This window comes from Metabacillus sp. KUDC1714, assembly GCF_014217835.1.
Taxonomy (GTDB): domain Bacteria; phylum Bacillota; class Bacilli; order Bacillales; family Bacillaceae; genus Metabacillus; species Metabacillus rhizosphaerae.
The window spans coordinates 4,146,531-4,159,174 of sequence record NZ_CP055263.1; the positions used below are offsets into that span (position 1 = coordinate 4,146,531).

9 protein-coding genes are annotated in these 12,644 nt (G+C 36.3%); 8 read left to right on the plus strand and 1 reads right to left on the minus strand.

Annotation, left to right across the window (positions count from 1 at the left end; all coding sequences use genetic code 11):
• Positions 1 to 27: 27 nt before the first annotated feature.
• Together HUW50_RS19050 and pyc are read left to right on the plus strand one after the other, a co-directional pair.
• Positions 28 to 1,251, plus strand: coding sequence for an FtsW/RodA/SpoVE family cell cycle protein (locus HUW50_RS19050; RefSeq protein WP_066330515.1), 1,224 nt, complete (start codon positions 28 to 30; stop codon positions 1,249 to 1,251).
• 90 nt (positions 1,252 to 1,341) lie between these two features.
• Positions 1,342 to 4,788 (plus strand): pyruvate carboxylase, encoded by a 3,447-nt coding sequence (gene pyc / locus HUW50_RS19055; RefSeq protein ID WP_185653118.1) that lies wholly within the window; start codon positions 1,342 to 1,344, stop codon positions 4,786 to 4,788.
• A gap of 43 nt (positions 4,789 to 4,831) precedes the next feature.
• Here the strand turns inward: pyc and HUW50_RS19060 are convergent, their stop codons facing one another.
• The gene (locus tag HUW50_RS19060) at positions 4,832 to 5,782 is read right to left on the minus strand and encodes a COX15/CtaA family protein (RefSeq protein WP_185653119.1); all 951 of its coding nucleotides are present in this window, start codon (positions 5,780 to 5,782) and stop codon (positions 4,832 to 4,834) included.
• A gap of 583 nt (positions 5,783 to 6,365) precedes the next feature.
• On the opposite strand from HUW50_RS19060, the gene cyoE reads away from it, so the two are divergent.
• From cyoE to ctaG, 6 genes are all read left to right on the plus strand, one after another.
• Positions 6,366 to 7,295, plus strand: a complete 930-nt coding sequence (gene cyoE, locus HUW50_RS19065) for a heme o synthase (protein ID WP_066330508.1) — start codon at positions 6,366 to 6,368, stop codon at positions 7,293 to 7,295.
• Positions 7,296 to 7,397: 102 nt separating this feature from the next.
• Entirely contained in the window at positions 7,398 to 8,483 is a 1,086-nt protein-coding gene (gene coxB / locus HUW50_RS19070; RefSeq protein ID WP_066330506.1) for a cytochrome c oxidase subunit II, read from the plus strand.
• 32 nt (positions 8,484 to 8,515) lie between these two features.
• Positions 8,516 to 10,381, plus strand: coding sequence for a cytochrome c oxidase subunit I (ctaD, locus tag HUW50_RS19075; protein ID WP_066330505.1), 1,866 nt, complete (start codon positions 8,516 to 8,518; stop codon positions 10,379 to 10,381).
• Positions 10,381 to 11,007, plus strand: a complete 627-nt coding sequence (ctaE, locus tag HUW50_RS19080) for a cytochrome c oxidase subunit III (protein WP_066330504.1) — start codon at positions 10,381 to 10,383, stop codon at positions 11,005 to 11,007. The genes ctaD and ctaE overlap by 1 nt, the downstream gene beginning before the upstream one ends.
• Before the next feature lie 4 nt (positions 11,008 to 11,011).
• Positions 11,012 to 11,344 (plus strand): cytochrome c oxidase subunit IVB, encoded by a 333-nt coding sequence (gene ctaF / locus HUW50_RS19085; protein WP_066330498.1) that lies wholly within the window; start codon positions 11,012 to 11,014, stop codon positions 11,342 to 11,344.
• 325 nt (positions 11,345 to 11,669) lie between these two features.
• Positions 11,670 to 12,572, plus strand: a complete 903-nt coding sequence (ctaG, locus tag HUW50_RS19090; RefSeq protein WP_066330497.1) for a cytochrome c oxidase assembly factor CtaG — start codon at positions 11,670 to 11,672, stop codon at positions 12,570 to 12,572.
• Positions 12,573 to 12,644 lie beyond the last annotated feature (72 nt).

Here is a 12,644-nt window from a genome sequence, read left to right on the forward strand (position 1 = left end):
CCATGATTAGATAAGGAAGAGATAATAATGGTTAAGAAAATACTAAAATCTTATGATTATTCATTAATATTAGCTGTGGTTTTATTATGCGCATTTGGACTTGTTATGGTCTATAGCTCTAGTATGATAACAGCTGTTGCTCGCTATGAGGTGGAAGCTGATTATTTTTTTCAGCGTCAAAAACTAGCTTTAATTGCTGGTGGTTTAGCCTTTATCGTGATGATGATTTTTCCATATAGAGCTTTTCTAACAAGTGGAATGTTGAAGTTAATTGTGTTTGGTTCTATTGGTTTGTTAGTCTCTTTATTTTTTATTGGTCACGTTGCAGGAAATGCACAAAGTTGGATTAAGCTAGGTGGAATGAATCTTCAGCCTGGTGAATTTGTAAAACTTAGTGTGATTATTTATTTAGCAGCAGTTTATGATAAGAAACAATCATACATAGATGAATTTGGTAGAGGGGTTTTACCACCATTGATTTTTACTGGGATCATCTGTTTTTTTGTGATTATTCAGCCGGATTTTGGGACTGCTTTTATAATAGGAATGATCGCGATTTGTATGATCCTTTGCTCTGGAATGGCGATTAAAAGTATAGGCAAACTTATTTCTCTCGTTTTATTATTCGGTATTCTTATGTCACCTATAATCATGTTTAAAGCTGATCAAATTTTTAGTGAGGAACGGTTAAGTCGTTTCACTGGTTTTGCAGATCCTTTTGCTCATGAAGGTGGAGCTGGTTATCAGCTAGTAAACTCATTTTACGCCATAGGATCTGGTGGTTTAACAGGATTAGGACTCGGTCAAAGTGTACAAAAGTACGGATACCTACCTGAATCGCACACAGATTTTATCATGGCAGTAATTGCTGAGGAATTAGGAATCTTTGGTGTCATGTTTGTTCTAATTCTTCTCTCATTTATTATCTTAAAAGGATTTTCCATTGCTCGTAAATGTCAGGATCCTTTTGGTACATTACTTTCGGTCGGAATCTCAAGTATGATAGCTATTCAAGCAATGATTAACCTTGGCGGCTTAACAGGGCTTATACCGATTACTGGTGTTCCGCTTCCCTTTATTAGTTATGGAGGTTCCTCGATCCTTTTATTGCTCATTTCCATGGGACTACTAGTTAATGTTTCAATGTTTACCACATATCGAGAAACGTATCAAAAGCCAACAACTCAAGAAGTCAAGCCTGCTGCAGTTATCAAGCCATTACAACAAAAAAACAACTCTTCAATGCGTTAAAGAAACAATTAAATGTGTTACGTAATTAGTACAATATGTTATACTTTTCGATAAAGAATAACATATTGCACTGTCAAAAGGGGGATTATTATGTCGTTAAGAAAGATTAGCAAATTATTAGTTGCAAACAGAGGCGAAATTGCGATCCGTGTATTTCGCGCATGTACAGAATTACATATTCGTACAGTTGCGATTTATTCTAAAGAGGATTCTGGTTCGTATCATCGGTATAAAGCTGATGAAGCATATCTTGTAGGCGAGGGTAAGAAGCCAATCGATGCTTATTTGGATATTGAAGGTATTATCGAAATTGCAAAAAATAATAAAGTAGACGCTATCCATCCGGGTTATGGATTTTTATCTGAAAATATTCATTTCGCTAGACGCTGTGAAGAGGAAGGGATTACTTTTGTTGGACCTGAATCAAAACACTTAGACATGTTTGGTGATAAAGTAAAGGCACGTACACAAGCTGAGTTAGCGAGTATTCCAGTTATTCCTGGAAGTGATGGACCAGTTACAAACTTGGACGAAGCGATCCAATTTGGTGAAAATTTCGGTTATCCATTCATGATTAAAGCCTCTTTAGGTGGTGGTGGAAGAGGGATGCGCATCGTTCGTAGTGAATCTGGATTAAAAGAATCATATGAACGGGCTAAATCTGAAGCGAAAGCCGCTTTTGGTAATGATGAGGTATATGTCGAGAAATTCATAGAAAACCCTAAGCATATTGAAGTGCAGATTTTTGGTGATCATGAGGGAAATATTGTACACCTTTATGAAAGGGATTGCTCTGTTCAAAGACGTCATCAAAAGGTTGTTGAAGTTGCACCAAGTGTTTCTCTATCTGAGGAATTGAGAATTGAGATATGTGAAGCAGCTGTGAAATTAATGAAAAATGTTCAATATTTAAACGCAGGAACAGTTGAATTTTTAGTTTCAGGTGAGGAATACTTTTTCATAGAAGTAAACCCACGTGTTCAAGTTGAGCATACTATTACTGAAATGATAACCGGAATTGATATCGTTCAAACGCAAATTATGGTCGCTCAAGGTCATTTGCTTACTGGTAAGGAAATCGGTATCACATCTCAAGAACAAATTAAGATAAATGGTTATGCTATTCAATCACGTGTAACAACTGAAGATCCTCTTAATAATTTTATGCCAGATACAGGTAAGATTATGGCTTATCGTTCGGGTGGTGGTTTTGGCGTACGACTAGACGCTGGGAATGGCTTTCAAGGTGCAGTAATTACACCACATTATGATTCATTATTGGTTAAACTTTCAACTCAGGCACTAACATTTGAGCAAGCTGCATCTAAAATGGTCAGAAACTTAAGGGAATTCAGAATTCGTGGCATTAAAACAAATATACCGTTTTTAGAAAATGTCGTTAAGCATCAAGACTTTTTATCTGGAAAATATAATACATCATTTATTGATTCAACTCCTGAATTATTTGTCTTTCCAAAACGTAAGGATCGCGGAACTAAAATGCTTACATATATAGGGAATGTAACTGTGAATGGATTTCCGGGAATTGGGGAAAAGAAGAAGCCAGTTTTTGATAAGCCTGTTATTCCAAAGGTCAAATACACTGAGGAAATTCCTAGTGGAACAAAGCAAATATTAGATACTCATGGTGCTGATGGACTGGTCAACTGGATTAAGGATCAATCGCAAGTTTTATTAACAGACACCACTTTCCGAGACGGGCATCAATCCTTACTTGCTACACGTGTACGTACTACTGACTTAAAGCATATTGCTGAACCGACTGCACGTTTGATTCCTGATTTATTCTCCTTAGAAATGTGGGGAGGAGCTACGTTTGATGTTGCTTATCGCTTTTTAAAAGAAGATCCATGGGAGCGTCTGTTAACTATTAGAGAAAAGGCTCCAAATGTGCTGTTACAAATGCTGCTTCGTGCATCAAATGCAGTAGGATACAAAAATTATCCTGATAATGTAATTAAAGAATTTGTAGAAAAGTCTGCTTTCGCAGGCATTGATGTCTTTAGAATATTTGATAGTCTTAACTGGGTAAAAGGTATGACTTTGGCCATTGATGCTGTTCGAGATAATGGCAAAATTGCTGAAGCTGCAATTTGTTATACAGGAGATATTCTTGATTCTACTAGGCAAAAATATGACCTTACTTATTATAAGGATTTGGCAAAGGAACTTGAACAATCTGGTGCCCACATTTTAGCGATTAAAGATATGGCGGGACTATTAAAACCGCAAGCTGCATATAACTTAATCTCAACACTTAAAGAAACAGTTGATTTACCTATCCATCTTCATACTCATGACACAAGCGGAAATGGTATATTTACCTATGCAAAGGCAATCGAAGCAGGGGTAGATATTGTTGATGTGGCGGTAAGTTCGATGGCAGGTTTAACATCACAGCCAAGTGCTAATTCTCTATACCATGCACTAGAAGGAATCAAACGTCAGCCAAAGGTTGATATAAATTCACTAGAGAAGCTTTCACAATACTGGGAAGGTGTAAGAAAGTATTATGCTGATTTTGAGAGCGGTATGAATGCACCTCATTCAGAAATATATATGCATGAAATGCCAGGTGGTCAATATAGTAACCTACAGCAACAAGCTAAAGCAGTTGGGCTAGGTGACAAATGGAATGACGTTAAAGAAATGTATCGTCGTGTTAATGATCTTTTTGGAGATATTGTTAAAGTTACACCATCTTCAAAGGTTGTAGGAGATATGGCATTATTTATGGTGCAAAACAAACTGAATGAAGATGATATTTTTGAAAGAGGAGAATCATTAGATTTTCCTGATTCAGTCATTGAATTATTTGAAGGCTATTTAGGTCAACCACATGGTGGATTTCCAAAAGAGTTGCAACGGATTATATTAAAAGGTCGTTCCCCATTAACTGAACGACCAGGTGAACGACTTGAGCCTGTTAATTTCCAGGCAATGAAAGAAGATCTTTTCCATAGTTTGGGAAGACCTGTAACAAGCTTTGAGGCAATAGCAAATGCACTTTATCCAAAGGTATTTACAGAATATATTAAAACTTGTGATGCATACGGTGATATTTCGGTGTTGGATACACCTACCTTCTTATATGGTATGAGATTGGGTGAAGAAATCGAGGTTGAAATAGAACAAGGAAAAACACTGATAGTGAAACTTGTTTCAGTTGGAGAGCCTCAAGCAGATGGTACAAGAATTGTTTACTTTGAACTAAATGGACAACCTCGTGAAGTTGTCATAAAGGATGAAAGCGTCAAATCTACTGTAGTTACTAAGATAAAGGCGGATAGTGGAAATGATGAACACATCGGAGCAACAATGCCAGGAACAGTAATAAAAGTTCTTGTTGAAAAGGGTGAGAAGGTAAATAAAGGTGACCATCTCATTATTACTGAAGCAATGAAAATGGAAACAACTGTTCAAGCGCCTTTTGCGGGAACTGTAAAAGGAATTCATGTATCAAATGGCGAAGGTATTCAAACCGGTGATTTATTGATTGAAGTAGTGAAAGGTTAAATGAAAAGGGACTGACAAATAATTGTCAGTCCCTTTTCATTTATTAAAAATTAGTTTTCTCATTAGACTCATCAAGAACAGCTTGATTTTCTAAATTCAGTTTGTTTCTACTTACTAACAATATGAAATAGCTTAATAGCCCAAATAAACAAGAGATAATTAATGCGTGGGACAAAGCAATATAAAGATTCAATCCTGTAATAACAACAAGTGCACCTGTCGTCACTTGTAAGCATACTAGAATAAACGCAATGATCCATCCCCAATAAATGACTTTTTGATGCTTATGATGTTTTATTGCTCGCCAAGTTGCATATGCAATCCAAATGAAGATCACACCAGCGGCAAGACGATGCCCCATTTGAATCCATTCATGCAAGGTTACGGGCATACCTCCAGCACGCCTACTGCAAAGCGGCCAATCAGGACAAGCAAGACTAGCTCCTTTATGTCTCACATATGCACCTGTATAAACAACTACATAAGAGTAGAGAATAATACCAATCATGTGAGACTTCATTTGTTTATCGATAATTATCGTTTTTGCATCAAACTTTTTGTCTACTTCAAATATCAATAATGTTAAAAGTAAGACAGAAGCAAAGGAAATAAGCGATATTCCGAAATGAAGAGCGAGTACAGCATCTGACTGACCCCACTTAACTGCAGCTGCGCCAATCAATGCTTGTAGGACTAAAAAGAATGTCGAGAGTAAGCTTAAGAATTTTGTCTCTCTAACATGGCCAATCTTTCTCCATGACCAAATAGAAAGGATTAAAACTGTAATCCCAGCAAGTCCACTAACTAACCGATGGCTTAATTCTATAACAAGCTCAAATGTAATTTCACTTGGCACAAACTCGCCATGACATAAAGGCCAAGAATTTCCACATCCTGCACCTGACTCAGTCTTTGTAACAAGGGCACCGCCGATTAAGACAAATAACATAATTATTGTCGTTAAAACAGCAAACCATTTAAGAGCACGTTGCAAAATGTTCACCTACTTATATACTAAAATGATAAAAATGTAATGGTAAATACTCATCGATAGTACACAATGTAAAAGAAAAAGACAATAAATTAACTAAAAAGTTCACAAAGTTATACGATATTAAGAAAGTTACGAGCTTTATGAACAGAGATTGTAAATTTAATAAAAAATGATTTGTTAAAAAGGGTTGAATATTCAGTTGGAGTTTGCTAGAAATAAAAAGGGGATATATTACAAGTATTGTCATTAATTGAAATACAAGAAGTTTTGTTCCATATTGATTTTTATTTCTTAAGAATTACTTCTAAATTTATGATAAAATAGGAAGGCTTGGATTTAAGGAAATCCATCTTGATGTTACCCTTTCACAATTTCGACAAAATTACTTCATGAATTGTTCACAATTTCGTGTGGAATTATGATTTAATATCAAGTAGACCGTTTTTAATTTGTCGTTTTTTTAGTATCATAGTATATAGAAAATTAGCATGTTGGAACCGCCTTCATCTCCTTGCCAAATAAATAGGAAATACATGATAATAGAGTTTTAGCAGAATGATATGAAAGTTAGGAGGTACTATAATTGGCAAATACAAAAGTTTTGGATGAAGCCGCAATAAAGCATCATTCAAACGATATACACGAAACAACGCTTTGGAAAGATTTTCTTTCTTTAATAAAAGTAGGAATTGTTAATTCAAATGCAATAACAACATTTACTGGTATATGGCTAGCGCTTTATTTTAGTGATAAAGGGTTTCTAGCTAATATCGATCTTGTCTTATATACGTTAATTGGGTCTTCCTTAGTTATTGCAGGTTCATGTGCAATCAATAACTATTATGATCGTGACATCGATCACTTGATGGAACGTACCAAGGAAAGACCAACTGTAACTGGTAAAATGAATCCACTTCAGGCATTGTGGATTGGGATTTTTCTCCTAACTGTAGGGTTTGTATTTATGTTAATGACAACATTAACAGCAACAATTATTTCTTTAGTTGGAGTTGTTACATATATCTTTCTTTATACGATGTGGTCAAAACGACTGTATACAATTAATACTGTAATAGGTAGTGTCTCTGGTGCTGTACCACCCTTAATTGGATGGGCGGCTGTTGATGCCAATTTAAGCGTGATGGCATGGGTACTATTTTTAATAATGTTTATCTGGCAACCACCACATTTTTTAGCTCTAGCAATGCGTAGAACAGAGGAATATCGTGCAGCAAACATTCCTATGCTTCCAGTTGTACATGGGTTTGACATAACAAAACGTCAAATAATGGTATGGATTGCATGCTTACTTCCATTACCATTCTATCTTTATGAATTAGGTACAGGCTTTCTGATTTTAGCATCAGCCTTAAATGTTGGATGGATTGTCATTGGGTTTAAAGGGTTTAACAATAAAGATTTAGAGATGAAATGGGCTACAAAGATGTTCGTTTACTCTATCAACTATTTAACAATCTTGTTTGTTTCAATGGTGCTTTTCACCATTGTATAATGCTGAAATTCTTTCTTAAAAAGAATTTATTTATAAAAAGAGTTCCTTAAATGAGATACTGATAGGACTTTTAAATTACTGAAAGAGGGGTTTGATTTAGCTATGAGAAAATGGCTGACAAAATGGCGTCTATTTTCATTATTCGCAGTTATGACGCTTGTCTTAGCCGGCTGTGGTGAACCGTTTCTTTCCACGCTTAAACCTGCTGGTGAGGTAGCGGATATGCAGTACGACCTTATGGTGTTAAGTACTCTTATCATGGTTGTGGTCATTGCAGTCGTAACTGTAATCTTCATTTATGTTGTCGTTAAATTCCGTAGACGTAAAGGTGAAGAAAACAACATTCCTGTTCAAGTTGAGGGGAATCATAAGCTAGAAATCATTTGGACTGTTATTCCTATTCTTTTACTTCTTGTCTTAACAATTCCAGTTGTAACTGCAACATTTAAACTTGCAGAAGTGGATGCAATTGAGGATGAGAACCGTAAGCCAGAAGACGCAATCGTAGTAAATGTACGTGCAAATCTATACTGGTGGGAATTTGAATATCCAGACTATGGTGTTGTAACTAGCCAAGACTTAGTTGTTCCAACTGATGAGAAAGTTTACTTTAACTTGATATCATCTGATGTTAAGCATTCATTCTGGATTCCTTCTATAGGCGGTAAGATGGATACTAACACTGAAAACGTAAACCAAATGTGGTTGAAATTTGATTCAGAAAGAATGGATCAAGCTGAAGCAGGAGAATATTTCTATGGTAAATGTGCTGAGCTTTGTGGTCCTTCACATGGTTTAATGGACTTTAAAGTTAAACCGATTTCAAGAGATGATTTTGACCAATGGATCTCTGACATGAAAGACTCAAATGCTGTTGCTTCAACTGATTTAGCAAAGCAAGGCGAACAATTATTCGAAGAAAAGGGATGTATCTCATGCCACGCAGTATCACCTACTGATGAGCGACCAGCAGCTGCAAGGACTGCTCCTAACTTAGCTACATTTGGAGAACGTGCACGAGTTGCAGGAATTCTTGAACATAATGAGGAAAATGTTCGTGCATGGTTAGAAGATCCTGAAAGCTTTAAGCCTGGTAACAAGATGACTGGTACTTATCCAGAATTAGCTGATGAAGAGCTAGATGCTCTTACAGAATACTTAATGGGGCTAAAAGTCTCAAGCAATTAACTATTGAGCAAAATGAAAAGGGAGGTAACACTGTGAGCACGTTAACTCAGAAAAAAGGGGTCGGTGCGGTTATATGGGACTACTTAACAACAGTGGACCATAAAAAAATCGCCATCCTTTACCTGATATCCGGTGGCTTCTTCTTCCTTGTTGGTGGATTAGAAGCAATGCTGATCCGCATTCAGCTGGCAGTTCCGAATAATGACTTTGTTAGTGCTGGTCTTTACAATGAAGTATTAACAATGCACGGAACTACGATGATATTCCTAGCTGCAATGCCTTTAATATTCGCATTAATGAATGCGGTTGTACCATTACAAATTGGTGCTCGTGACGTAGCATTTCCATTTTTAAACTCATTAGGATTTTGGTTATTCTTCTTTGGAGGAATCTTCCTTAATTTAAGTTGGTTTTTAGGTGGAGCACCTGACGCAGGTTGGACTTCTTATGCCTCATTGGCATTAAATTCACCTGGACATGGTGTTGATTTTTACTTACTTGGATTACAGGTTTCGGGTTTAGGAACGCTTATAGCGGGGATTAACTTCCTTGCAACAATTATCAACATGCGTGCACCTGGAATGACTTACATGCGTATGCCATTATTTACATGGACTACATTTGTAGCATCAGCACTTATTTTATTTGCTTTCCCTGCATTAACCGTAGGATTAGCGTTACTTATGTTTGACCGTTTATTCGGTACAGCATTCTTTGACCCAGCATTGGGTGGTAACTCAGTGATTTTTGAGCATTTATTCTGGATTTTTGGACACCCTGAGGTATATATCTTGATTTTACCTGCATTCGGTATTTTCTCAGATATTCTACCTACATTCTCTAAGAAACGTTTGTTTGGATACTCTTCAATGGTATTCGCAACAGTTTTAATTGGTTTCTTAGGATTCATGGTATGGGCTCACCATATGTTCACAACTGGTTTAGGACCGATTGCAAATGCCATTTTTGCAGTTGCGACTATGGCAATTGCTGTGCCAACTGGGATTAAAATTTTCAACTGGCTATTTACAATTTGGGGCGGTTCTGTAAAGTTCACTTCTCCAATGGTTTGGTCGGTTGCTTTTATTCCTACGTTCGTAATGGGTGGAGTAACAGGTGTAATGTTAGCGGCAGCAGCAGCTGACTATCAGTATCATGATAGCTATTTCGTAGTTGCTCACTTCCACTATGTAATCGTAGGTGGGGTTGTATTCTCATTATTTGCCGGTGCTACTTATTGGTGGCCAACAATGTTTGGAAAAATGTTAAACGAAAAGCTGAATATGATCATTTTTGCTCTATTCTTCACTGGCTTCCATTTAACATTCTTTATCCAACATTTCCTAGGTCTAATGGGTATGCCTCGTCGTATTTTCACATTTTTACCTGGTCAAGGTTTAGAAACAGGTAACTTTGTTAGTACAATCGGTGCATTCTTAATGGCTGCAGGTACAATTGTTTTACTGATTAATATTGTTTATACATCTGTAAAAGGGAAAAAAGTTGGTAGAGATCCATGGGGAGAAGGTCGTACACTTGAGTGGGCGATTTCATCACCACCACCAGAGTACAACTTTAAACAAACACCACTTATTCGTGGTTTAGATGCACTATGGGTTGAAAAAATGGAAGGCAATAAAGAAATGACACCAGCAGAACCTCTGGGTGACATTCATATGCCGAACGGTTCAATTTTACCGTTTATCATGTCATTTGGATTATTCATCGTATCATTCGGATTACTATATCGCGAAGACTATGGCTGGGCGTTACCTGCTATTATTGTAGGGTTCATTATTACATTTGCTGCAATGTTCTTCCGTTCTGTTATCGATGATCATGGGTATCATATTCATAAAGAGGATCTACTTAATGAAGATAAAGGAGGGAAAGCATAATGGCACATGTTGAAGAGAAATTAACAGCAGAAAATTTTCCTGCGTCGCCTGAAAAAGCTACCCTCGAAGGTAAAAATAAATTTACTGGCTTTTGGTTGTTTTTAGGTGGAGAGACTGTTTTATTCGCTAGTCTCTTTGCCACTTTCTTAGCATTAAGAGAGTCAACAGCTGGAGGAGCAACTACTCAAGAACTATTTGAAATACCACTGACATTCGTTGCTACTATGTTACTTTTAACATCAAGTTTAACAAGTGTTTACGCTATGTATCATATGAAGAATTTTAACTTTGGCAAAATGCAGTTGTGGTTAGTGATCACAGTTCTTCTTGGATTAGCCTTCCTCATATTGGAGATTTATGAGTTTAATCACTATATTCATCATTATGAGTTTACAATTACTAGTAGTGCTCTTGGCTCAGCGTTCTATACATTAGTTGGAACACATGGATTACACGTTGCGTTCGGTCTATTATGGATTACAACATTAATTGTTCGTAATGCAAAACGTGGATTAAGCTTGTACAATGCTCCTAAATATTATGTAGCTAGTCTGTACTGGCATTTCATTGACGTAGTTTGGGTGTTTATCTTTACAGTTGTATACTTAATGGGAATGGTGGGATAAATTGATGGCAAATAATCAAAATTCAGCAAACCCAAGAGTAGACTTAGCCTATCGTCGTAAGAAAAATAAAGAGGAAATGAAGCATCAGGTAGTAACGTTTGCAATGATGATTTTCTTTACAATTGTTGCATTTATCGCTGTTGGTTATGAAGGAGTTGGTGAATGGTTTAAAGTTCCATTTATTATCCTTTTAGCAGTGATACAGGTTATTTTTCAGCTTTATTACTTCATGCATATGAGTCATAAAGGACATGAAACGGCAGCGTTATTTTTATACTCAGGTATTGGTGTAGCTGCATTAACAGTATTAACATTTGTTACAATAATTTGGTGGTAATATTAATGAAAAGGAGCAATTAGCTATATGCTGATTGCTCTTTTTTGAATTCTTGGCTCTAAGCTTTTGTTCAAGTATCAGAATTTATAGCTTATCTTATTAGTTTTGGTGTCTAGCTCCAGCGCCTAGACCCTCGGAGTAATAAGCCATTCAGGAATTGAAGATAAAGAACGTCTTAACGTCTTCTATTCCTGAGCAACTTATGCCTGTCGTCGCGTCTGATAAAGACACTTGTGCTTTCTTATTTGTCATAGAACGTTCATTGATACGTGATAATTGGATGTGTATAATAGTCGTGAAGGACTAGCTAAAGGAGCTGATTTGTATGAGCTTTGAAATTTTTGGATTTCGTGCATTATGGAGTCCATATTATTTGGTTGTAATGATTTTAATAATGGTATTATACTTTATGATAATTGGACCATGGCGTTCAAAATTTAAAGATCATACTCCAGTAACGACAAAACAACAAATTTTGTTTGTAACAGGTATTATTGCTTTATATGTAAGTAAAGGAAGTCCAGTTGACTTGTTGGGCCATATTATGTTTAGTGCACACATGACTCAAATGGCTATTTTATATTTGGTTGTACCACCTTTACTTATCCTAGGTATCCCAGATTGGTTATGGAAGGCAATTATTTATCGACCTTTTATTAAGCCTTTAATCAAAGTATTTACTAAGCCAATTATTGCATTGATACTTTTTAATAGTATATTTTCGATTTACCATATCCCAATGGTATTTGACTTTGTAAAAACTGATCCTTTATACCATGCAGCAATGACGACTTTTATCTTTATTACAGCGATGTTTATGTGGTTACCTTTACTAAGCACACTCCCAGATTGGAAATCGCTTACAGGAATAAAAAAAGTAGGGTATATTTTTGCTAATGGAATTTTATTGACACCTGCATGTGCTTTGATTATTTTTGCAACTGATCCTATGTATGCAACATACTCTGAACCACAAGCATGGTTAAATGCACTACAATTATGTGTTCCAGCTGATATGCTTGCCGGTCTTAATTTAACAGGTCCTGAAATGTTTAATACATTACCAACAGTCGAGGATCAACAGCTTGGTGGAGTACTCATGAAGATTATTCAAGAAATCGTTTACGGGTCAATCCTTGCTTATATCTTTTTCCAATGGGCTCGTAAGGAACGTCAAAAAGATGAGCTTGATTTGAAAAAAAACTTTTCGCCTGAACCAGTTAAATAAAATTTTGAGGGTGAGTCAAAACAATGGTCAGCCAGTTTTTATCACCCTCATTTTAATGAATAAAAACGCTAC

Bases quoted from the DNA above. Each gene is read 5' to 3' on its own strand.
- ctaF (WP_066330498.1), top strand. From the start codon at position 11,012: ATGGCAAATAATCAAAATTCAGCAAACCCAAGAGTAGACTTAGCCTAT.
- ctaG (WP_066330497.1), top strand. From the start codon at position 11,670: ATGAGCTTTGAAATTTTTGGATTTCGTGCATTATGGAGTCCATATTAT.
- ctaE (WP_066330504.1), top strand. From the start codon at position 10,381: ATGGCACATGTTGAAGAGAAATTAACAGCAGAAAATTTTCCTGCGTCG.
- pyc (WP_185653118.1), top strand. From the start codon at position 1,342: ATGTCGTTAAGAAAGATTAGCAAATTATTAGTTGCAAACAGAGGCGAA.
- HUW50_RS19050 (WP_066330515.1), top strand. From the start codon at position 28: ATGGTTAAGAAAATACTAAAATCTTATGATTATTCATTAATATTAGCT.
- coxB (WP_066330506.1), top strand. From the start codon at position 7,398: ATGAGAAAATGGCTGACAAAATGGCGTCTATTTTCATTATTCGCAGTT.